The sequence below is a fragment of the Demetria terragena DSM 11295 genome (assembly GCF_000376825.1).
Lineage (GTDB): Bacteria > Actinomycetota > Actinomycetes > Actinomycetales > Dermatophilaceae > Demetria > Demetria terragena.
The window spans coordinates 1,318,520-1,338,537 of record NZ_AQXW01000004.1; the positions used below are offsets into that span (position 1 = coordinate 1,318,520).

The 20,018-nt window shown below is 65.3% G+C and carries 22 protein-coding genes and 4 tRNA genes; 8 read left to right on the plus strand and 18 right to left on the minus strand.

Translation table 11 applies throughout. The annotated features are described in order from the left end of the window. Positions 1-34: 34 nt before the first annotated feature. The 5 genes from rplA to F562_RS0110590 form a co-directional block, all read right to left on the minus strand. Positions 35-757, minus strand: a complete 723-nt coding sequence (gene rplA, locus F562_RS0110570) for a 50S ribosomal protein L1 (RefSeq protein WP_018156933.1) — start codon at positions 755-757, stop codon at positions 35-37. Between the two features lie 77 nt (positions 758-834). Next, positions 835-1,263 carry a 50S ribosomal protein L11 gene (rplK, locus tag F562_RS0110575; protein WP_018156934.1) on the minus strand — a complete coding sequence of 143 codons (429 nt, stop codon included), beginning with the start codon at positions 1,261-1,263 and terminating at the stop codon, positions 835-837. Between the two features lie 98 nt (positions 1,264-1,361). After that, on the minus strand, positions 1,362-2,276 hold the full coding sequence (nusG, locus tag F562_RS0110580; RefSeq protein WP_018156935.1) for a transcription termination/antitermination protein NusG: 915 nt from the start codon (positions 2,274-2,276) through the stop codon (positions 1,362-1,364). Positions 2,277-2,365: 89 nt separating this feature from the next. Then, positions 2,366-2,623 carry a preprotein translocase subunit SecE gene (gene secE / locus F562_RS0110585; RefSeq protein WP_018156936.1) on the minus strand — a complete coding sequence of 86 codons (258 nt, stop codon included), beginning with the start codon at positions 2,621-2,623 and terminating at the stop codon, positions 2,366-2,368. A 53-nt stretch (positions 2,624-2,676) separates the two neighbouring features. After that, positions 2,677-2,749 (minus strand) — tRNA-Trp (locus F562_RS0110590). Between the two features lie 169 nt (positions 2,750-2,918). Here F562_RS0110590 and F562_RS0110600 point away from each other — a divergent pair. Beyond that, complete coding sequence (locus F562_RS0110600; RefSeq protein ID WP_018156937.1) at positions 2,919-3,992, plus strand: adenosine deaminase; 1,074 nt, start codon at positions 2,919-2,921, stop codon at positions 3,990-3,992. Here the strand turns inward: F562_RS0110600 and F562_RS0110605 are convergent. The 9 genes from F562_RS0110605 to F562_RS0110645 form a co-directional block, all read right to left on the minus strand. Next, positions 3,989-5,059, minus strand: coding sequence for a UDP-N-acetylmuramate dehydrogenase (locus F562_RS0110605; RefSeq protein ID WP_018156938.1), 1,071 nt, complete (start codon positions 5,057-5,059; stop codon positions 3,989-3,991). The two genes, F562_RS0110600 and F562_RS0110605, sit on opposite strands and share 4 nt — an antisense overlap. After that, positions 5,059-5,478, minus strand: a complete 420-nt coding sequence (locus tag F562_RS0110610; protein WP_018156939.1) for a MaoC/PaaZ C-terminal domain-containing protein — start codon at positions 5,476-5,478, stop codon at positions 5,059-5,061. The genes F562_RS0110605 and F562_RS0110610 overlap by 1 nt, the downstream gene beginning before the upstream one ends. Beyond that, entirely contained in the window at positions 5,478-5,921 is a 444-nt protein-coding gene (locus F562_RS0110615; RefSeq protein WP_018156940.1) for an FAS1-like dehydratase domain-containing protein, read from the minus strand. Before F562_RS0110615 ends, F562_RS0110610 begins: the two co-directional genes overlap by 1 nt. Before the next feature lie 990 nt (positions 5,922-6,911). Then, entirely contained in the window at positions 6,912-7,082 is a 171-nt protein-coding gene (gene rpmG / locus F562_RS0110620; RefSeq protein ID WP_026181187.1) for a 50S ribosomal protein L33, read from the minus strand. A gap of 93 nt (positions 7,083-7,175) precedes the next feature. Further along, positions 7,176-7,249, minus strand: a tRNA-Met gene (locus tag F562_RS0110625). Positions 7,250-7,294: 45 nt separating this feature from the next. Continuing rightward, positions 7,295-7,367: transfer RNA gene (locus tag F562_RS0110630), tRNA-Thr, on the minus strand. A gap of 102 nt (positions 7,368-7,469) precedes the next feature. Then, positions 7,470-8,510, minus strand: a complete 1,041-nt coding sequence (locus F562_RS21050; protein ID WP_026181188.1) for a MaoC/PaaZ C-terminal domain-containing protein — start codon at positions 8,508-8,510, stop codon at positions 7,470-7,472. Position 8,511: 1 nt separating this feature from the next. Continuing rightward, positions 8,512-9,876, minus strand: a complete 1,365-nt coding sequence (locus F562_RS0110640; protein WP_018156942.1) for a 3-oxoacyl-ACP reductase — start codon at positions 9,874-9,876, stop codon at positions 8,512-8,514. Then, positions 9,873-11,162: an acetyl-CoA C-acetyltransferase gene (locus F562_RS0110645; protein ID WP_018156943.1), complete on the minus strand. Its 1,290-nt coding sequence runs from the start codon at positions 11,160-11,162 to the stop codon at positions 9,873-9,875. Before F562_RS0110645 ends, F562_RS0110640 begins: the two co-directional genes overlap by 4 nt. A gap of 111 nt (positions 11,163-11,273) precedes the next feature. Here F562_RS0110645 and F562_RS18790 point away from each other — a divergent pair, with 111 nt between their 5' ends. From F562_RS18790 to F562_RS0110665, 4 genes are all read left to right on the plus strand, one after another. Next, complete coding sequence (locus F562_RS18790; RefSeq protein ID WP_018156944.1) at positions 11,274-11,972, plus strand: TetR/AcrR family transcriptional regulator; 699 nt, start codon at positions 11,274-11,276, stop codon at positions 11,970-11,972. 1 nt (position 11,973) lies between these two features. Further along, entirely contained in the window at positions 11,974-13,893 is a 1,920-nt protein-coding gene (locus F562_RS0110655) for an acyl-CoA dehydrogenase family protein (RefSeq protein ID WP_018156945.1), read from the plus strand. Positions 13,894-14,011: 118 nt separating this feature from the next. After that, a complete protein-coding gene (locus tag F562_RS0110660) occupies positions 14,012-14,350 on the plus strand; it encodes a hypothetical protein (protein WP_018156946.1) in 339 nt (112 codons plus the stop codon). Between the two features lie 143 nt (positions 14,351-14,493). Then, on the plus strand, positions 14,494-14,868 hold the full coding sequence (locus tag F562_RS0110665) for a VOC family protein (RefSeq protein WP_018156947.1): 375 nt from the start codon (positions 14,494-14,496) through the stop codon (positions 14,866-14,868). Positions 14,869-14,888: 20 nt separating this feature from the next. Here the strand turns inward: F562_RS0110665 and F562_RS0110670 are convergent, their stop codons facing one another. Together F562_RS0110670 and F562_RS0110675 are read right to left on the minus strand one after the other, a co-directional pair. Beyond that, complete coding sequence (locus F562_RS0110670; protein ID WP_018156948.1) at positions 14,889-15,848, minus strand: phosphotriesterase family protein; 960 nt, start codon at positions 15,846-15,848, stop codon at positions 14,889-14,891. 22 nt (positions 15,849-15,870) lie between these two features. Beyond that, positions 15,871-16,503, minus strand: coding sequence for an IMPACT family protein (locus tag F562_RS0110675; RefSeq protein WP_018156949.1), 633 nt, complete (start codon positions 16,501-16,503; stop codon positions 15,871-15,873). A 54-nt stretch (positions 16,504-16,557) separates the two neighbouring features. Between F562_RS0110675 and F562_RS0110680 the strand changes: the two genes are divergently transcribed. Then, the gene (locus tag F562_RS0110680) at positions 16,558-17,382 is read left to right on the plus strand and encodes a MerR family transcriptional regulator (protein WP_018156950.1); all 825 of its coding nucleotides are present in this window, start codon (positions 16,558-16,560) and stop codon (positions 17,380-17,382) included. Between the two features lie 396 nt (positions 17,383-17,778). Here F562_RS0110680 and F562_RS0110685 read toward each other — a convergent pair. Continuing rightward, positions 17,779-17,859 (minus strand) — tRNA-Tyr (locus F562_RS0110685). Positions 17,860-17,962: 103 nt separating this feature from the next. Here F562_RS0110685 and F562_RS0110690 point away from each other — a divergent pair. Continuing rightward, positions 17,963-18,460, plus strand: coding sequence for a YajQ family cyclic di-GMP-binding protein (locus tag F562_RS0110690; RefSeq protein WP_018156951.1), 498 nt, complete (start codon positions 17,963-17,965; stop codon positions 18,458-18,460). Here F562_RS0110690 and F562_RS0110695 read toward each other — a convergent pair. Next, entirely contained in the window at positions 18,451-19,089 is a 639-nt protein-coding gene (locus F562_RS0110695) for a TetR/AcrR family transcriptional regulator (protein ID WP_051080227.1), read from the minus strand. The genes F562_RS0110690 and F562_RS0110695 overlap by 10 nt on opposite strands. Before the next feature lie 161 nt (positions 19,090-19,250). On the opposite strand from F562_RS0110695, the gene F562_RS0110700 reads away from it, so the two are divergent. After that, positions 19,251-20,018, plus strand: coding sequence for an SDR family oxidoreductase (locus tag F562_RS0110700; RefSeq protein ID WP_018156953.1), 768 nt, complete (start codon positions 19,251-19,253; stop codon positions 20,016-20,018).

Below are 20,018 nucleotides of genomic sequence, written 5' to 3' on the forward strand. Positions count from 1 at the left end.
CTCAGGGTTCGGGCCGCACTCACGTGAGTTGTCGTCAGGCGGAAGCGTCGTCGCCCTCGCCAAGCAGGCTCTTGGTACGGCTGGAGTCCAGCGGGATACCGGGGCCGTTCGTCGTCGACATGGTCGCCTTGGTGATGTAGCGACCCTTGGAAGCGGACGGCTTCAACCGGAGGATTTCCTCCAGTGCGGTGGCGTAGTTCTCGACGAGCGACTTCTCGTCAAAGCTCACCTTGCCGATGATGAAGTGCAGGTTGGCGTGCTTGTCGATGCGGAAGTCGATCTTTCCGCCCTTGATGTCGCCGACAGCCTTGGCGACATCCATCGTCACCGTTCCGGTCTTCGGGTTCGGCATGAGACCGCGCGGCCCCAGGACCTTACCGAGTCGACCGACCTTGCCCATGAGGTCCGGCGTCGCCACGACGGCGTCGAAGTCGGTCCAACCGCCGGCCACCTTGTCGAGGAGCTCGTCGGTGCCCACGAAGTCGGCACCCGCTTCCTCGGCTGCGGCGGCCTTGTCGCCAGCGGCAAAGACCAGCACGCGGGCGGTCTTTCCGGTGCCGTGCGGGAGGTTGACCGTGCCGCGGACCATCTGGTCCGACTTGCGCGGGTCGATGCCGAGTCGGAAGGCAACTTCGACGGTGGAGTCGTACTTGCTGCTGCCGGTTTCCTTGGCGAGACGAACGGCCTCCAGCGGGGCGTACAACGTGTCAGCGTCGATCTTCTCGACGGCCTTCTGGTAGTTCCTGCTGCGCTTCATGAATTCTCCTGGTGGTTCAGAGTTGTGGTGTGCGGGTCAAGCGCTGACCCATCCCACGGTTTTCGGCTGAGCGATGCTCAGTCGGTGGTGATGCCCATCGACCGCGCGGTGCCGGCAATGATCTTGCTGGCCTGCTCGATGTCGTTGGCGTTGAGGTCGTCCATCTTGGTCTGTGCGATCTCGCGGACCTGGTCCTTGGTGAGCTTGCCGACCTTGGTCTTGTGCGGCTCGCCGGAGCCCTTCGGCACACCTGCGGCCTTCTTGATCAGTTCGGCGGCCGGCGGCGTCTTGGTGATGAACGTGAACGAGCGGTCTTCGAAGACCGTAATCTCGACCGGCACGACGTTGCCGCGCTGGCCTTCCGTCGCGGCGTTGTACGCCTTGACGAACTCCATGATGTTGACGCCGTGCTGACCCAAAGCCGGACCGACGGGCGGGGCCGGGGTGGCCTGGCCTGCCTGGATCTGCAGCTTGATGAATCCGGAGACCTTCTTCTTCGGAGGCATTCCTCAGTGTTCCTTCACTTGTTGTGGGCCGACGCCTTGGGCGATGACCCGGTTGCAGGACCGCCGCAAGGTAGCGGCGGCTGGGCGTTGCGATGAGGTCAGAGCTTCGCGACCTGACCGAACGCCAATTCGACCGGCGTCTCCCGGCCAAAGATGGATACCAGCACCTTGAGTTTCTGGGTGTCGGTGTTGATCTCGGAGATGGTGGCAGGCAGCGTCTCGAACGGGCCTTCCATCACGGTGACCGATTCGCCAACCTCGAAGTCAATCTCGATGGCCGGGGACGAGGACTTACTCGCCGCCTTCTGCTGGCTCGAACCGGCCGAATCGGTGTCGGATTCGGCAGACTCCGGCTCCTCGAAGGTCGGGTTGAGCATGGTCATGACCTCATCGAGGGACAGCGGTGACGGCTGATGGGCATTGCCCACGAAGCCCGTCACGCCTGGGGTGTGGCGCACCGCGCCCCAGCTCTCGTCGGTCAGGTCCATGCGGACCAAGACATACCCGGGCATCCGTACCCGGGTGCCGGTCTTCTTCTGGCCGTTCTTGATTTCGGAGAAGTCCTCGGTCGGGACCTCGACCTGGAAGATGAAATCTTCCATCGCAAGCGAGATGGCGCGCGTCTCCAAGTTGGTCTTTACGCGCTTCTCGTAGCCGGCGTAGGAATGGATGACGTACCACTCACCGAACTGCGAGCGCAGCTCGTCCATGAAGGCCTGACGCGGGTCAACCACCGGGACGTCTTCGCCAGCGGGCGCGTCGTCGGTCGCTTCCTCATCGTCGGAGACGGTGTCGTCCGAGACGGTGTCTTCGTCGGAGGCGGCGGGTTCATCGGAGACAACGTCCTCCGCGGGTGCGTCCGCCTCGTCGCTTGCGACAGTCTCAACGCCAGCGGCGGCGTCGTCCTCAGATGCCGACGCGGCAGCCTCGTTCGTCCCGTCCTGGGGTGCGTCGACCTGCGCCGACGCTTCGTCGGCCAGTGCCTCGTCGGTCGGGCTCCACTGCTCGGTCATGGACCTGCTTCCTTGTCGCTGCTTGCTGTGCGTGCCCCGTCAGGAGCACGGTCGTACATCGGTCATGGTCATGCGGGGTCGCGCGCTGGCTACTCGCTGAAGAGCCAACTGACCAGGCGCTTGAACACCTCATCGACGCCAATGATGTAGGCCATCACGATGCACAGGAAGATCACGACGACGATCGTGTATTGGACGAGTTCGTTACGCGTCGGCCACACGACCTTGCGCATCTCATCGATGACTTGCCGCACATAGAGGAAGAACCGAGCGAAGATGTTGCCCTTCTTGGGGCCTTGCGCATCGCTCCCAGCACCACTGTCGGTGGCGGTACTCGAGGTGCTCACGCAATCACACTCTTTCTTGGTCGGCTCGTCTCGTCGGTCAATGTCGGTCTATGCAGGGCACGAGGGACTTGAACCCCCAACCCCCGGTTTTGGAGACCGGTGCTCTGCCAATTGAGCTAGTGCCCTTCGGCTGTCACGGTTGGACTGCGACAGTCGAGGAAATGGTGGACAGCACGGGATCGTGGCTGGCGTCAACCATCCGAGAAGGCAGCATACGCGACCAAGAGGGGGCGACGCGAACCGGCAGAATCAGGTTGCCCAGGAGCGGGTCAGCAGGCCGCAGTACCGTCACCTCATGGTTGCTCCGGATGCTCCTGATGCGCGGCGTGCGATTCGCGCGCTGCCGAAGGCACACCTGCACTTGCACTTCACCGGCTCCATGCGCCTGTCGACCTTGCACGAGCTGGCTCAGCGTCACGGACTACGTCTGCCGCATGCCTTGCTGGAGGACTGGCCACCGACATTGTCCGGGGTCGATGAACGCGGCTGGTTCCGCTTCCAACGCCTATACGACGCCGCTCGAGCTTGCGTTCGCGACGAGGCCGATATGCGACGGATTGTCCGGGAGGCTGCCGAAGACGACGCCGCAGAAGGCAGCCGGTGGCTGGAGATCCAGGTCGACCCGACCTCGTACGCGGCCCACCTGGGAGGCATCACCCCGGCGGTCGAGATCGTCTTGGACGAAGCCCGTGCGGCGAGCGCCGCCACCGGCTGCCAGGTCGCAATCATCATCGCGGCCTCCCGCATGCGTCACCCCTTGGACGCCCGGACGCTGGCACGGCTGGCCGCACAGCATGCCGGCGAAGGCGCGGGCGATGTCGTCGGCTTCGGACTGAGCAACGATGAACGGCGTGGCACCACGCCAGACTTCGCCAAGGCCTTCGAAATCGCCCGGAACGCTGGCCTTGCCTCCGTCCCGCACGCCGGTGAACTGCTCGGTCCCGACGCCGTGGAGACCACGCTCGACAGCCTCGCCCCCACCCGCCTGGGCCATGGCGTACGCAGCATCGAGTCGCCGCGTGTGCTCGAGCGCGTCGTGAACGAGGGCGTCGCCCTTGAAGTCTGCCCCGCGAGCAACGTCGCCCTGGGCGTCTATCCGCAGATGGAATCCGTTCCGCTCCGCGAACTGGCTCAGTCCGGTGCGCAAATCGCCCTCGGTGCGGATGACCCGCTGCTGTTCGGCTCACGCCTGGTGGCTCAATATGACGCCGCGCGCGACCTGCACGGCTTCACCGATGCCGAACTAGCCGACCTCGCGCGCAGTTCGGTACGCGCCGCCCGCGCGCCCACACCGATAGCGGACGCGATCGTGGCCGACATTGATGACTGGCTGGCGGCACCAGCCGACTCAGCGGGCGAACCGGCCTAGAGCGAAAGACCGACAAAGACCGGCTCGTTGACCAACTCGACACCGAGTCGGTCGCGAACACCATCGCGCACCTCGCGGGCGAGCGCCGCGACATCGGCCGCAGTCGCTGATCCACGGTTGGTCACCGCGAGTGTGTGTTTGCTCGACAACGCGGCAGGCCCGGGCAGGCCGTATCCCTTGCCGAAGCCGGCTTTGTCGATGAGCCAGGCGGCGCTCGTCTTGGTTCTGCCCTGTTCGCCAGGAAACAGTGGCGGGGTCACATCAGGGCCGAGGACAGCGCGAGCGCGCTCGAGAAGGGCATCGCGCTGCGCGTCGGTAAGTTGCGGATTCGTGAAGAACGAACCGCACGACCAGGTGTCGTGATCTGTCTCATCGAGCACCATGCCGCGCTTGCGGCGCTGGGCTAAGACGCCGTCCCGAACCTCGACCATCGGCGCCCGCTCGCCCTGCTCGACGCCGAGTTGGGTGGCGAGGTCGGCGTACGCAATGGGCTGGGACATCGAGGAGGGGCGCAATTGGAAGAGCACGTCGAGCACGACGTAATAGCGAAACGCCTTGAAGATCGAGTACCGGTAGGTGAAACCACAGTCCGCGGCAGCAAGTGTTCGCACCTGCTGATCTCGGCGGTCGTAGACCCGCACGGAGGCGATGGTCGTGGCGACCTCCTGGCCGTATGCCCCGACGTTCTGCACCGGAGTCGCGCCCGCGAGTCCTGGGATTCCGGAGAGACATTCGATGCCCGACCAGCCCTCGCTCACAGCCTGTGCGACGACGTCGTCCCAGTTTTCGCCGCCGGCGACCCGGACCATGACGCCACCGCAGTCGTCGGCTGACTCGACCGTGACTCCGCGGGTGGCGATGCGGACCACGGTGCCGGGGAAACCTTCGTCGCGGATCACGACATTTGATCCACCCGAGAGCACCAACAGTTCTTCATCTGCTTCGTCGACCTCGCGGATCGCGTCGACAACTTCGTCGTTTGTCTCGGCCACGACGAGGCGCGCGGCGGGGCCGCCCACACGCATCGTGGTCAACGGCGCCAGCGGGACCTGGAAGAGTTCGCGCATCAGTCGAGTCGGACGGTCGCCAGAGCCCGGCTGAGCACCTTGTCGCCAGCGCACGTGGCCGTGAGCTCGACGATCGCGATGCCCGCGTCGGCGTCCACCGACTTCACGGTGCCGCCGACTTCCACATCAACACCGTCGCCATGGGGTACGGGCACCATGCCGCTGAAGCGGGTCGAGCACGCGGTGACCCTTCCGGGGTCTCCGGCCCAGTCGACCACGATCTGCATCGCGGCACCCATGGTCAGCATCCCGTGCGCGATGACATCGGGCAGTCCGACGCCGGTTGCGGTGCGTTCGTCCCAATGGATGGGGTTGAAATCGCCACTCGCTCCGGCATAGCGCACCAGGTCAGCGCGATCGAGATGGACGGTCTTGCCGGGGAGAGCCTCTCCGACCGTGACGTCAGCAAGGGCGGGCATCAGCTATCCCCTCGGATCACCATGAGTGAAGTGGCGGTGCATACGGGATCCTCGCCCGCGCGCACCTCGGTCGTGAGCGTCACCATGCTGTGCCCGCCAGCCACTCGCACTCGAGTGACCGTGGTCTGTGCGGTGACTTCATCGCCAGCCACCGTTGGTCGGTGGTGCACAAAACTCTGCTCGCCATGGACTAGCCGGGTGAAGTCGATCTCCGCTTCGGGATCGATCATCGCGGCGCCCTCGCCTTGTTGCGCCACACTCACCAAGAAGGTGGGCGGCGCGACCACGTCGGCATAGCCAGCCCGACGGGCCACCTCCGGGTCAGTGTGCTCTGGGTTCTTGGCACCGACCGCGGCAGCGAACTCGGCGATCTTGGCGCGCGAGACGACATAGGGCGCGGTGCGGGGGTATTCCCGTCCTTCGACGGCTGAGTTGACCGGCATACCCCCAGCCTATCCGGGCCGCCTCCCCCGCCGGACGAGCCGCGTCGGGACCCCCACCCGCCGGTCGAGCACGCGAGCGCCCCAGCGCGAGCCGTGTCGAGACCCCCACCCGCCGGTCGAGCAGGCGAGCGCCCCAGCGCGAGCCGTGTCGAGACCCACCCAACGCCGGTCGAGCAGGCGAGCGCCCCAGCGCGAGCCGTGTCGAGACCCACCCAACGCCGGTCGAGCAGGCGAGCGCCCCAGCGCGAGCCGTGTCGAGACCCACCCAACGCCGGTCGAGCAGGCGAGCGCCCCAGCGCGAGCCGTGTCGAGACCCCCAGTGAGAGGCGCGACCGGCATACGAGCGCGCAGCAGGGAGGATGAGCGCGGCGCTGGCTGGGTCTGGCGGGAGCCCGCCGAGGCGCTAGCCGAGAAGGGCGGATGGCTGCGTCGCGCTCGTCCTCCCGGCGGAGCGCGGGAGCCAAGGGGTCTCGACAAGCTCGACCGGCGTTGAGTTGGGCGCTCGACCGGCGTAGGGAACGGCTCGACCGGCGTAGGGAACGGCTCGACCGGCATACGAGCGCACAGCCGGGAGGACGAGGGCGGCGCTGGTTGGGTCTGGCGGGAGCCCGCCGAGGCGCTAGCCGAGAAGGGCGGATGGCTGCGTCGCGCTCGTCCTTCCGGCGGAGCGCGGGAGCCAGGGGTCTCGACAAGCTCGACCGGCGTTAGGTTGGGCGCTCGACCGGCGTCGGTCTCGACAAGCTCGACCGGCGTTAGGTTGGGCGCTCGACCGGCGTTGGTCTCGACAAGCTCGACCGGCGTTAGGTTGGGCGCTCGACCGGCGTTGGTCTCGACAAGCTCGACCGGCGTTAAGTGGGCGCTCGACCGGCGTTGGTCTCGATACGGCTCGCGCCAGGGCGCTCGCCTACTCGACCGCCGTTAGTTGGGGGCGACGGCAGAACACCCCGCCGGGCGAACCCGGCGGGGTGTTCTAGCGAAAGTGGATCTGCGTCAGCGCGTCTCGCGGTGCGCGGTGTGCTTGCCGCAACGCGAGCAGTACTTGGAGAACTCCATGCGGTCGGGGTTGTTCCGCCGGTTCTTCTTGGTGATGTAGTTGCGCTCCTTGCAGTCCGTGCACGCCATGGTGATCTTCGGACGAACGTCAAGGCTCTTCTTGGCCATTTGGGGCAACCTGCTCTCGGTGTTACTGCTCTTGGTGATCGTGCTTCGGTGGTACTGCTCACGCCAACGCTGGCGTGCCTGCGCTTGTTCCAGTAGCGGGAGCGGGACTCGATCCCGCGACCTCACGATTATGAGTCGTGCGCTCTAACCAGCTGAGCTACCCCGCCGTGCGGTACGAAGCTCGGCCGCGCAGCGGCCAGCTCACAAACCCGAGCCCCCAAACGGAATCGAACCGTTGACCTTTTCCTTACCATGGAAACGCTCTACCGACTGAGCTATAGGGGCCTGCCGCCTGGCGTACGTCACCCTCTGGAACCAGCGGGAGACGCTGCTTGGCAGCGCAGCGACGAGGTTACACGGTCACCTTCGCCAGGACGAAATCGAGACCTAGGTGCGTCCGTTCACGCTCGCCACCGCGTGGATGAGAGCCTGTCGATCGCCTCGCAACGTCAGGTCCCAGCCTGCCAAACCGGAGGGGTGCGAGATGCACCGAACGGTGGAGGGCAGGAGGACGGGCTTGCGGAAGGAGATGTCGAAGTCGTAGGCATCCGGCACCCGGTTCTCGACCGTGGCGAGCATGCGCGCAGCGCTCCACATGCCGTGGGCGATGGTCCGCGGGAAGCCCAGCGCCTTAGCCGAGAGTCTGCTCATGTGGATCGGGTTGACGTCCCCACTGACCCGGGCATACCGCCGCCCAAGGTCCGACGGAAGGCGCCAGCGGGCACCGGGTCCGTCGATCGGATCGGTGGTCTCGATGGTCTCGATACGGCTCGCCCTGGGGGGCTCGCCTACTCGACCGGCGTTGTCGTTGTCGGACTCGCCTACTCGACCGGCGTTGTCGTTGTCGGACTCGCCTACTCGACCGGCGTTGTCGTTGTCGGACTCGCCTACTCGACCGGCGTTGTCGGACTCGCCTACTCGACCGGCGTTGTCGGCGGGGTCGGCGGGGTCGGCGTTGTCGACCTTCTGGCCGCGGTGCAGGTAGGTGCTCCGTCCGCTCCAGACGAGTTCCTCACCGACGTACGCTGCGCCAACGAAGTCGACGGTCGCGCCCCGCTTGTGGGTGCGTGCCGGTTCAGCCTGCACGCTGAGTCGCATGTCCTCACCCACTCGAACGGGCCGGTACTGAGTGATCCGGTTCGCGAGGTGGACCGAACCCGCCAACGGATACGGGTAGGCCCGATCGGCAAAGAGCGCCACCTGCAGCGGGAAGGTGAGGACGTGAATATAGGTGGCGGGCAGTGAGTCCCGGAGCGTGAAACCACACACCTGGTCGTACGCCGCGAGCGCGTCCGGGTCGACACTGACGCCGCGACGCACCACCTCGAGTTCGGGGACCGCTCCCCCGCGCCCGGCGGCGGTCGCGACCGCCCTGACCATCATCGGGGCAAGGCGCGGCGCGCCCTTGAGTTCTTTGGTCCGCGCCATCTCAGGCCCCAAGCTGGCTCTGGCCGCAGACGCGCAGCACCTGGCCGGTCACGCCAGCGCTACCCGGCTCAGCCAGGAAGGCAATCGCTTCACCCACATCGATGGGGAGGCCACCCTGGATGAGGGAGTTCAGGCGGCGCCCGACCTCACGGGTCGCGAGCGGAATCTTGGAGGTCATTGCCGTCTCGATGAAGCCAGGTGCCACCGCGTTGACGGTGATTCCGCGTGCGCGCAGGTGCACACCTTCGTGCCGAACAGCTCCGATTACACCCGCCTTGGAGGCGGCGTAGTTGGCCTGTCCGCGATTTCCACCGATACCGCTGATCGACGCGACACCGACAATGCGGCCACCGTCGCGAAGCCCGCCCGCGAGGGAGTCATCGAGCAACGTCTGGTTGATCGCCAACTCGGCACGCAGGTTGACGTCCAGCACGCTGGACCAGCGCTCGGCGTCGGTGTTGACGAAGAGCTTGTCCCGAGTGATGCCCGCGTTGTGCACGATGACGTCGAGTTTGTCTGCCCGACGGGCCACTACCTCTGCGATGCGCGTTCCGGCCTCGGCTGAGGTGATGTCGAGTTGCAGTGCAGTCCCGCCGATCTCGTTGGCGACCTCTGACAACGGCTGCCCCGCGGCCGGAATATCCACGACGACGACGTGCGCGCCGCCACGTGCAAAGACCCGCGCAATGTCAGCGCCGATGCCGCGCGCCGCGCCTGTGACGACAGCTACCTGCCCCGCAAACGGCTGCTCCGGGTCGGTGTCCGCGGCCAAGGTGGCGCCGTTGATCGTCAGTGGCTGACCGCTGACGTATGCCGAGCGCGAGGAAGCGAAGAAGCGCAGCGGCCCAGCCAGGACGGATGGGTCACGCTGAGCGTCCTCATCGAGGCGCAGCAGGTTGGCCGTACCGCCCGCGCGGAGTTCCTTGCCAATGCTGCGGGTGAGGCCCTCAAGGCTCTGCTGCACCGCAGCGCCTTCGACACTTTCCGCGCCGGCAGGGTCGGCACCCAGCACGACGACACGACCGGACTTGCCGAGCGCCTTCACCGCCGGGGCGAGGATTCCGCGGACGACTTCGAGGTCGTCGATGGTGCGTGCGGTCGTGGCATCAACGATGACAGCGCCGAGCTTGGCGGAGTAAGTGGCATCGGCCTCTGCGGTGACGACTTCTGCGGAGGCGGCGGCCAAGGTCGCGCGGATCGATTCGGTGACCGGGCCGGGGCGCACCGCGCCCACTGCAACCGGTCCCGCGACCAGGTCCTGGCCGCGTTCGAAGCGGCGCAGGCGTGCCGGGCGCGGCAGGCCGAGCTGGCCCGCCACCGACTTGCCAAATCCTTGGTTCACAAAGTTCGCGTAGGTGTCAGTCACTTGGTTGCCTCCAGAATTGCCACGACGCCCTGCCCACCGGCAGCGCATACAGAAATGAGACCGCGGCCAGAACCCTTCTCGTGCAAGGCTTTTGCCAGGGAGGCGACGATGCGCCCACCCGTGGCCGCGAACGGGTGACCGGCCGCGAGGGAGGACCCGTTGACGTTCAGTCGGTCGCGGTCGATCGAACCGAGTGCTCCGTCCAGGCCCAATCGGTCGCGGCAGAACTCCTCGCTCTCGAAGGCTGCGAGCGTGCACAGGACCGTCGAGGCGAACGCCTCGTGGATCTCGTAGAAGTCGAAGTCCTGCAGGGTGAGGTTGTTGCGCTCCAGGAGCCGGGCGATGGCGTACGCCGGAGCCATGAGCAACCCCTCGGCGCCACTGACGTAGTCCACCGCGGCGGTTTCCGCGTCGACGAATCGTGCGAGTGGTTGCAGGCCCTTGGAGTCGGCCCATTCCCGGCTCCCCAGGAGAACCGCAGACGCACCATCGGTCAAGGGCGTGGAGTTGCCCGCGGTCATCGTCGCGCCCTCGCCCTTGCCGAAGACCGGCTTGAGCTTGGCGAGCTTCTCGACCGAAGAGTCGGGGCGCAGGTTCTGGTCGCGCGACAGCCCGAGATATGAGGTGACCAGGTCGTCCTGGAACCCGCGGTCGTAGGACGCCGCCAGGCCCTGGTGGCTGCGTACGGTCAGCTCGTCCTGAGCCTCGCGGGTGATGCCCCACTCCTTGGCGGTGATCGCCATGTGGTCACCCATCGACAGGCCCGTGCGCGGCTCGGAATTGGCCGGCTGCTCGGGGACCAGTTGGCTGGGGCGCACGGTCGCGAGCGCCGCAAGTCGCTGCTGCGGCGTCTTGGCGTAGTTGGCCTTCATCAAGGCCCGACGCAGGTCGTCATTGAGCGCCAGCGGCGCATCACTGGTGGTGTCGGCGCCGCCGGCGATGGCGGAGTCGATCTGACCCAGCGCGATCTTGTTGGAGGTGAGGATCGCCGCTTCCAGGCCGGTTCCACATGCCTGCTGGATGTCGTACGCCGGGGTCGTCGCGGCCAAGTGTGACCCGAGAACAGCTTCACGTGTGAGGTTGAAGTCGCGGCTGTGCTTGATCACGGCGCCCGCCGCGACCTCGCCAATTCGCTCGCCCTGCAACGCATATCGCGCGACCAGGCCATCCAGCGCGGCCGTCAACAGGTCCTGGTTGGAGGCTGCGAGGTATTTGCCGCCAGACCGGGCGAATGGGGTGCGGTTGCCGCCGAGGACGACAACGTCGCGGGGACTCGTACTGCTCATGCGATCAGCTCTCCTGCACGCTGGTGGGGCCCGGGCGGCAGTCAGCGCCGTCAGGGAAAGTTACCGATACCGAGAGTAGCAGATACATCGAGTAGCAGGTACTCTGGGCGGATGAACTCAGCTGGACCCGCACCACAAGCTCGCCCCGACGGTCGCACGTCCCGGTGGACCGAGCATCGAATTGAGCGGCGGCGCGAACTCACCGACGCCGCGCTTCGAGCGATCCGCGAGCATGGCGCCGCCGTCGGTATGGATGAGATTTCCGCGGTTGCCGGCACGAGCAAGACGGTCATCTATCGCCACCTCGGCGATCGTCTCGGCCTTTTTCAGGCCGTCTGCGAAACCGTCGACGCACGCATCCTCAAAGACTTCGACCGGGCCCTCACCTCGGAAGCGGGTCCGGGGCAGCAAGTCCCCCAAGGGTCGGATCTACGACCCATCGTCCTCGCAGTTCTCGACAGTTACTTCAGCCTGGTCGAGAAAGACCCCGAGGTCTATCGCTTCGTCACCCGTAGACCGCTCATTGATGTACCGGTCGATGAAGATCCCGTCGCAGGGATGTCCAACACCATTGCTGATGCACTGGCCGAACTTCTCCGGACCACCTTGATCGCGCACGGACGCGATCCGGGCGCCGCAACCCCGTGGGCTCATGGGCTGGTCGGCTTCGTCCGAGAATCCGCCGACCGGTGGCTCGCCACACCAGACCGAGCCCCGCGCTCGACCGTGGTGGACCAGCTCGCCGATCTCGCGGCGTACGGACTGACCGGGATTCTTAACCGACCCAGCGATAACCGCGAAAGGGCCTGATATGACTAACAATTCGAGCATCGCAGCCGAGATCACGACCGTCTTGGACGGCGCCTGGCACGATCTACGCGAGACGTTGCGTGACGAGGTCGACCCGCAGATTCAGCTCGGTGAGCCCGGCTGCACAGTCGATCAGCAGCGGGAGCGGGTGACCAACCAGCTCCGCGCTCTGGCAGCGCGCGGCCACGGCCGCATCGGCTTCCCGCACGAATACGGAGGCACCCACGACTATGGCGCCTCATGTGCAGCATTCGAGATCCAGGCCTTTGGGGACCTGTCCCTGCTGGTGAAGTCCGGCGTGCAGTTCGGGCTCTTCGGTGGGGCCGTCGCCCGCCTGGGCACCGCTCAGCACCACGAGACCTATCTACGTCCGATCATGGACGGCGAATTGCTGGGCTCCTTTGCCATGACTGAGGTCGGTCACGGCTCCAACGTTCAGCGCCTGGAGACCACTGCCGCCTACGACGCAGAGACCGATGAGTTGGTGATCCACACCCCGACGCCATCCGCGGTCAAGACCTACATCGGCAACGCCGCACGCGATGCGGAGTTGGCCGTCGTCTTTGCCCAACTCATGACGGCTGAGGGTGGCCACGGCGTGCACGCGGTACTCGTGCCCGTGCGCGATCAGACGGGCGCGACGATGCCGGGGGTGACCATTGGCGACAACGGTGTCAAAGCCGGCTTGCCTGGCGTCGACAACGGGACGTTCGCGTTTGACCAGGTGCGCGTACCGCGGACCAACCTGCTCGACGCCTACGGCGGCATCGACGGCTCCGGCAACTACGTCTCCACGATCGAAAACGAGAACCGCCGCTTCTTCACCATGCTCGGAACACTCGTCCGTGGGCGAGTATGTGTTGGTGGCGGATCCGGCTCCGCTGCCAAGAAGGCGCTCGCCATTGCTCTGCGTTACGGCGCGTCGCGGCGTCAGTTCGAAGCACCCGGCGACCAACAAGAGACGGTGGTCTTGGACTATCTGGCGCACCAGCGCAAGCTGCTCCCCCGGCTCGCGAAGTCCTACGCACTCTCCCTCGCTCAGAACCTTGTCATCGAGCGATTGGAAGAACTCCAGGGTGCGGAGGCTGGCGACAAGAATCAGGAGGGCCAGCGCGAGCTGGAAACTCGGGTCGCCGGCCTGAAAGCCGTGCAGACCTGGCACGCGCTCGACACCATCCAAACGTGCCGCGAGGCATGCGGTGGCGCGGGCTACATGGCGGAGAACCAACTTGCCCAGATGCGAGCCGATGTCGACGTCTTCACCACCTTCGAGGGTGACAACACCGTGCTCCTGCAACTGTGCGCCAAGGGTTTGCTGACTGACTACAAAGAGATGTGGGGCGACCTCGACCCCCGCGGAACCGCACGAGCCATTAGTCGTCAGCTCGCCGAAGGCATGGTCGAGCGGACTACTGGACGAGCACGCTTGCAAAAGCTGCTCGACGTGGCAAAGGGCCGCGACGATGACAGCGCTCTCGATGACCGGGGTTGGCAGCTGTCTATGTTTGAGCAGCGCGCAGACCACAGTTTGGAGGGCCTGGCCCGACGCCTCCGACGCATTGGCGACGGCGACGCCTTCGAGGTCTTTAACAAGGCACAAGACCACCTGCTGTTCGCCGCCCGTACCCACATCGACCGGGTCGTCTTTGAGGCGTTCGCCGAGGCCGTCGACGGGATGGACCAGGGTCCGGCCCGCGCCCTCCTGGACCAGGTATGCAGCTTGTATGCCTTGAGCTCCATCGAAGCTGACCGCGCCTGGTTCTTGGAGCACGGCCGAATCAACACCACCCGGTCGCGCGCCATCACCACCCAGGTGAATGACTTGTGCCAGGCCCTGCGCCCACACGTTGATGTCCTCGTGGATGGCATGGGAGTGCCCGAGGCGTTGATCACCGCGCCGATCGCTGCGCGGAGGGTTTGACCGTTACCGGCAGAGACGGAACCGATCGAGCTTATCCATAGTCGGAAACGCACTGCACGCGGTGCTGGGGCCTCAAGGGGGCCACTGAGGAGCATCCGCGCCCGACGAAGGAGACATCGTGAAGAAGACACTGGTTGGCCTTGCCACTGCTGGACTGATCGGTGCAGCACCGCTGATCGCAGCACCATCCGCCGAGGCGGGTGGCTGCACGTGGTACGTCTACGAGACGACCAAAAACACGACGTACTGGGAGTACTCCAGCGGAAATATCGTGAACGGCGGTTTCTGGAAGCGCCCGGCAAAGGGCTTCCGCCTGAAGACCAACGAGCCGTTCAATGGCAAGGCGCGCACCGCGATTAAGTACCACGTCTGGGATGGAAAATGGCAGAAGCTCAGCGCCACCCACCGGTTCCCCTACATCAACCGAGGCGCCGTCAAGTTCGACTACTGCTACTGATTCGCACGTCGGTGGTGCCGCACCGTCACATCTGATGGTGCGGCACCCACCATATGCCGTTTACCCACCGGATGTCGGTGGTCAATGCAACGCTAGGCACAGAGCGCATCAATGGGGAGTGCTCACCATGCGAGGAGACGCACATGCCACACGGAGACATCACCCACATCGACATTCCGGTGGCAGACCACGCCGCCGCGACCAGTTTCTACGGCGACCTGTTTGGCTGGCAGATCGCCGAAATCCCTGGCTTTGAGGGCTACCCGATGTGGCAGGCGCCCAACAAGATCAGCGGCGGCGGGCTTGCGCCGCGCGGAGAAGGGTTCACCCAGCCACGGTCCTACGTCGAGGTCGACTCCATCGATGACGTGCTCGCTCAAGCGACCGAGCGTGGCGCACGCGTCACGATGGAGAAGTCACCCATCAGCGAGACGTCATGGTTCGCCGTGTTCGAGGACCCAGACGGCAACGCCATCGGGCTGTACGAAGGTGTCACCGAAACGTCGGGCAACGGCTGAGCGCTCGGGCAACGGATGCTTCATTCGAAGTGTCGGCGCGGGACATCGACCAGCATCGTCTCGATCGCGGCGTCAGTGACACCGCGATCACGCAGCGCGGGGAGCACGTCCTGGCTGATGTGGCGGTAGTTCCACTTCGGCACAGCCTGCTTCTTCGCCTCAGGCGCGAACCAGTCGATGAAGCAGGCTGCGTCGTGGGCCAGTGCCATTCGATCGGCGTACCCCTTCGCGGCGAGAGCCACGATGGTGTTGATCCGATCCTCGAAGGGCAACAGCACGTCGAGTCCGAATCGATCCATCCCCAGAATTGACCCAGCGTCAGCGACCCGCATGAGGTAGTCCAGGTCGGTGGTGTCTCCCGAGTGCCCGATCACGACTTTGGTGAGGTCCACGCCTTCGTCGGCCAGGACCCGCTGCGCCACCAGCCCGGACTGGGTATGCGGGTTGGTGTGCACCGTGATCGGCGCGCCGGTCTGGGCGCTGGCCTGCCCCACGGCACGCATGACCCGCTCCACTCCAGGGGTCAAACCCTGCTCCTCGATCGCGCATTTGAGGAAAGCCGCCTTTACTCCGGTATCCGCGATGCCTTCGGTGAGGTCACCGACAAACAGGGTGACCAGTGGCTCGGGCACATCGAACAGCAGCCCTGGGCCGGTGTGGTGAAACTGAAACGGGATGTCGTTATAGGTGTAGAGCCCCGTCGCGACGATGATGTTGAGGTCGATCTGCTCGGCGATGCGCTGAATCCGCGGGATATAGCGCCCAAGGCCAAGCACGGTCGGGTCCATGATCGTGTCGATACCCAAGCTCTTCAGTTCGCGCAGGTCTCGAACGGCTTCGGCGATCTTTTCCTCATCATCCCAGTCACGCTGATAGTTCTCGCGATACTCCTCGCCCAAGACGAAGACATGCTCGTGAACAAGGACCTTCCCCAGGTCCTCTGACTCAACGTGGCCGGTCACGGTGCTGACGGTGCTCATGCGTTCTCCTTGGTGAGTTGGTTCAGAGAATGTCGTCGATCCAGGTTGTCCCCACCTGCACTGGCTCCGCTGCGCCACCCGTGAGGGCAGCGATCTGAGCAACCAACGCCGCGCGATCGGCAGCCACCATCTGAAGGGTTGCCAAGGAGGCATAGTCGACGCCGAGCACCTGAACGCCATGTGCCCGCAGTTCCGCCTCCACCCTCCCCGCATCGGCGTGCGCGAGGCTCAGCTCAAAGCGTCCGAGCTCACGACGACGCACGAATTGGGCATCGGCGAGGGCCTCTTGCACCGCGCCTGCGTAGGCCCGCGCCAGCCCACCCGTTCCGAGTTTGATGCCCCCAAACCACCGGACCACGACGGCAGCTACGTCACTGAGCTGGTGCCCGCGCAGCACCTCCAGCATCGGCGCCCCAGCCGTACCGCCTGGTTCGCCGTCGTCGTTGGATCGCTCGACGCTGGGCACAGGACCCACGACGAAGGCGGTGCAGTGATGGCGTGCGTCACGGTGCCGTCGCCGCATCTCATCCACCAACGCGCGCGCCTGCTCTTCGTCCTCGACCCGGCGCACGATGGCGAGAAACCGCGAGCGACGCACCTCCGTCTCGGCGGCGAGGTCGGCCCCTGCGGTCAGCGTGAGATACAAACCCAGCACCTCCTTTGCCGCACCACTTGACTCTCACATCGTGTCAGCGCTCAGGCTTGTCCCATGGCCGATACCCCGAAACTCATGACCATAGGCCGGTTCTCCTCGCTCACCCGGATCAGCGTTCGCATGTTGCGCCACTACGACGCACACGGCGTCTTATTCCCGGCACGAGTCGATGACGTCACCGGTTACCGGTCGTATGCGCCCGCTCAACTCGCAAACGCCGTCCTGGTGAGGCAGTTGCGCGACGTGGGTTTCGGCGTACCCGCCATCGGTGCCCTTCTGGCCGCCCGGAGCACCTCCACCTATGGCGATGCGCTCACCCAGCAGCGCGACGTCATCGTGGACGAGGTCCGCGCAGCGCAGCACCGACTCGACCTCATCGACCGGATGCGCGAGGCGCATCAGAAGGAGCAAACCATGTCTACCCACTCAGTCACCATCGAAGAGCGAGCGTTCGCGGCCCGCCGGGTCGCGTCCATGCGCGGCACCATCCCGACCTACAAGGACGAGAGCCAGCTCTGGGATCGCTTCATGCCAGAGCTGGGACGCCAGCAGATTGCCATTCTCGGCCCGTGCGGCGCTCTCGACCATGACGAGGACTACCAAGAGCAGAACGTCGACAAGGAAGTGTTTGCGCCGGTGCCTGCTGGCGCGACCGCGATCGAGCCTGTGCAAGTCCGCGACCTACCAGAACAGCGCGCAGTCTGCGCCACCCTCACCGGGCCCTATGACCTCATCGGCGATGCCTGCGACCAACTCGTGGCCTGGGCCGCCGAGCGCGGGCTGTCCGGCACCGGTGGGATGCGCTACATCTATATCAACGACGTACGCACCACTCCCCCAGAGCAACTCGTCACCGAGATCTACCTGCCCGTCGACTAGCAAACGCCGGTCGAGCCACACCTAACGCCGGTCGAGCAGGCGAGCAAACGCCGGTCGAGCAGGCGAGCGCCCAGCGCGAGCCGTGTCGAGACCCCTGAGGCGCGAACTCGGTCTCGACACGGCCTCGGCTAGCGCCTCGGCCTGCTCGACCGGCGTTAGGGAGTGGGGCTCGGCCAGCGCCTCGGCCTGCTCGACCGGCGTTAGGGAGTGGGGCTCGGCCAGCGCCTCGGCCTGCTCGACCGGCGTTAGGGGGTGCTGCTCGACCGGCGTTAGGGGGTGCTGCTCGACCAGCGTTAGGGGGTGCTGCTCGACCAGCGTTAGGGCGAGGGTCTCGACCGGCGTTCAAGGCAAGACAGAAGGCCCCGACCGACTGGTCGGGGCCTTCGTCGCACTGGGTGCCAGGTGAAGGATTCGAACCTTCGAAGCTTTCGCGACGGATTTACAGTCCGCTCCCATTGGCCGCTCGGGCAACCTGGCCTGACGTGCGCCGCCGAGGATAGCAACCCAGACGGCACCGACTCCAATCGAGGATGCCCCACTAGCCTCAGACATATTCGCCGACCGCCCATAGGAGGACCACATGGCCGATAGTTCATTCGACATCGTGAGCAAGACCGACAAGCAGGAGGTCAGCAACGCGCTCAACCAGACCGCTAAGGAGATCTCGACGCGGTACGACTTCCGCGGCGTCGATGCGTCCATCGAATGGTCTGGCGACACGATCCTGATGAAGGCCAACAGTGAGGAGCGTGTCCGCGCGCTGCTGGACGTCTTTCAGACCAAACTCGTGAAGCGCCAGGTCTCGCTGAAGTCCTTCGAATACAGCGATGACGGCGATCCCAAGCTCTCCGGCAAGGAATACCGCCTGTCAGCCTCGCTTCGCGATGGCATCAGCCAGGAGAACGCCAAAAAGATCTCCAAAATCATTCGAGACGAAGGACCCAAGTCGGTCAAGGCGCGCATCGAAGGCGACGAACTGCGGGTGTCCTCCAAGTCGCGAGACGACCTGCAGGAGGTCCAGCGCCTACTGAAGGCGTCCGATCTGGATGTCGCGCTGCAGTACACCAACTACCGCTGACGCGACGGTCGCTCACCGCGCTGGGCTCCGACCATGCGTAAGGCCAGGTCGGCATGGTGGTCGGCGACTTCGGCCGGTGTCCAACGCCCCTCGTCCCGGTACCACCGGCCCACATCGATCGACATGCCCATGACTGAAACAGCCGTCATGGTGGGCTCCGCGCAGTCCAGTTGACCTGAGTTCATGCCGCGTTCGATGGCGGACTGCAGGGTGTCTTGGATCTGGCGGCGCAGATCGTCGATCTCGACTCGGTGTTCGGTCGTCAGCGCGTCCAACTCGTAGTTCACGATGCGGGCGGTGGCGTGCTGCTCGGCCTCACGCAAGACGAATGCCCGCACAATCGCATAGACCTGCTCCACCGGATCAGCGCTGGACGCCTCCGCAGCAGTCACATCGGCGAGGGTGGCGGTGTGACCAGCGAGCGACAGCGCATACAGGAGCGCCTCCTTGCTCGGATGGTGCACGTAGACGGCTGCCGGACTCATCCCTGCAGCCGCTGCGATGTGACGGGTCGTCGTGCCGTGAAAACCGTTGTTTCCGAACGCCACTCGCGCAGCCTCGACCAATCGATCACGGGCCTCAATGTCCGGGGTACGCGCGCTGGCGCGACCCGCTTCCGACTGGCTCACCGTGATCACCTGCCTTCCTTGCTGCAGCCTGCTACGCACGCCATAGATTGACGGATCTTGACTTCTCCATTGACGAGCATGTCCTATGTGGGCCACGCTAAGCAAGCGCTTAGTCGGCGCAGCGCGCGACCTGATGAAAAACTTGGAGAGGTTCTCGACCTATGACCACTGACCTGACACAACGGCTGGCTGGCAAGGTCGCCATCGTGACCGGAGCCAGCCGCGGCATCGGGTATGCCGCGGCTGAGCGACTCATATCCGAAGGCGCCCGGGTCGTCATCACTGCGCGCAAGCCTGAGGCCCTCGCGGAAGCGACCGCCGCACTCGGCGGACCCGACGTCGCCCTCTCGGTCGCCGGACGAGCCGACGATCCCGAGCACCAAGACGAGGTCGTGCGTACGGCACTCGAGACGTTCGGGTCGATCGACATCATGGTCAACAACACCGGCATCAATCCGGCATATGGTCCGCTACTGGAAATCGACCCTGAGGTATCGCGAAAGATCTTTGCGGTCAACGTGATTGCCGCACTGGAGTGGGTCAAGAAGGTCCATGCTGGCTGGATGAAGGAGCACGGCGGGTCGATCATCAATATCGCGTCTATCGCCGGAGTTCGCCCAGCGCCCAGCATCGCGATGTACGGCACCTCCAAGGCGGCACTCATCCACCTCACGGAGGAGCTCGCGATGGAACTCGGTCCCACCATTCGCACCAATGCGATCGCACCAGCCGTGGTGAAAACCAAGTTTGCCGAGGCGCTCTACGAAGGTCGTGAGGAGAAGGTCGCGCAGCCCTACCCGTTGAAGCGCTTGGGCCAACCCGAGGACATCGCGAGCGCGGTCGCCTATCTCGCCAGTGATGATTCGGCATGGATGACTGGCCAGACGCTGGTCATCGACGGCGGCGTCACCCTCAATGGCGGAGCCTGA

Excerpts from the sequence above, each read along its gene's own strand:
- nusG (WP_018156935.1), bottom strand. The coding sequence starts at position 2,276 with ATGACCGAGCAGTGGAGCCCGACCGACGAGGCACTGGCCGACGAAGCG.
- rpmG (WP_026181187.1), bottom strand. The coding sequence starts at position 7,082 with ATGGCCAAGAAGAGCCTTGACGTTCGTCCGAAGATCACCATGGCGTGC.
- F562_RS0110645 (WP_018156943.1), bottom strand. The coding sequence starts at position 11,162 with ATGAGCAGTACGAGTCCCCGCGACGTTGTCGTCCTCGGCGGCAACCGC.
- F562_RS0110610 (WP_018156939.1), bottom strand. The coding sequence starts at position 5,478 with ATGCCCGCCCTTGCTGACGTCACGGTCGGAGAGGCTCTCCCCGGCAAG.
- F562_RS0110700 (WP_018156953.1), top strand. The coding sequence starts at position 19,251 with ATGACCACTGACCTGACACAACGGCTGGCTGGCAAGGTCGCCATCGTG.
- F562_RS0110615 (WP_018156940.1), bottom strand. The coding sequence starts at position 5,921 with ATGCCGGTCAACTCAGCCGTCGAAGGACGGGAATACCCCCGCACCGCG.
- F562_RS0110600 (WP_018156937.1), top strand. The coding sequence starts at position 2,919 with ATGGTTGCTCCGGATGCTCCTGATGCGCGGCGTGCGATTCGCGCGCTG.
- F562_RS0110665 (WP_018156947.1), top strand. The coding sequence starts at position 14,494 with ATGCCACACGGAGACATCACCCACATCGACATTCCGGTGGCAGACCAC.
- F562_RS18790 (WP_018156944.1), top strand. The coding sequence starts at position 11,274 with ATGAACTCAGCTGGACCCGCACCACAAGCTCGCCCCGACGGTCGCACG.
- F562_RS0110670 (WP_018156948.1), bottom strand. The coding sequence starts at position 15,848 with ATGAGCACCGTCAGCACCGTGACCGGCCACGTTGAGTCAGAGGACCTG.
- F562_RS0110655 (WP_018156945.1), top strand. The coding sequence starts at position 11,974 with ATGACTAACAATTCGAGCATCGCAGCCGAGATCACGACCGTCTTGGAC.
- F562_RS21050 (WP_026181188.1), bottom strand. The coding sequence starts at position 8,510 with ATGGCGCGGACCAAAGAACTCAAGGGCGCGCCGCGCCTTGCCCCGATG.
- F562_RS0110605 (WP_018156938.1), bottom strand. The coding sequence starts at position 5,059 with ATGCGCGAACTCTTCCAGGTCCCGCTGGCGCCGTTGACCACGATGCGT.
- rplA (WP_018156933.1), bottom strand. The coding sequence starts at position 757 with ATGAAGCGCAGCAGGAACTACCAGAAGGCCGTCGAGAAGATCGACGCT.
- rplK (WP_018156934.1), bottom strand. The coding sequence starts at position 1,263 with ATGCCTCCGAAGAAGAAGGTCTCCGGATTCATCAAGCTGCAGATCCAG.
- F562_RS0110680 (WP_018156950.1), top strand. The coding sequence starts at position 16,558 with ATGGCCGATACCCCGAAACTCATGACCATAGGCCGGTTCTCCTCGCTC.
- F562_RS0110690 (WP_018156951.1), top strand. The coding sequence starts at position 17,963 with ATGGCCGATAGTTCATTCGACATCGTGAGCAAGACCGACAAGCAGGAG.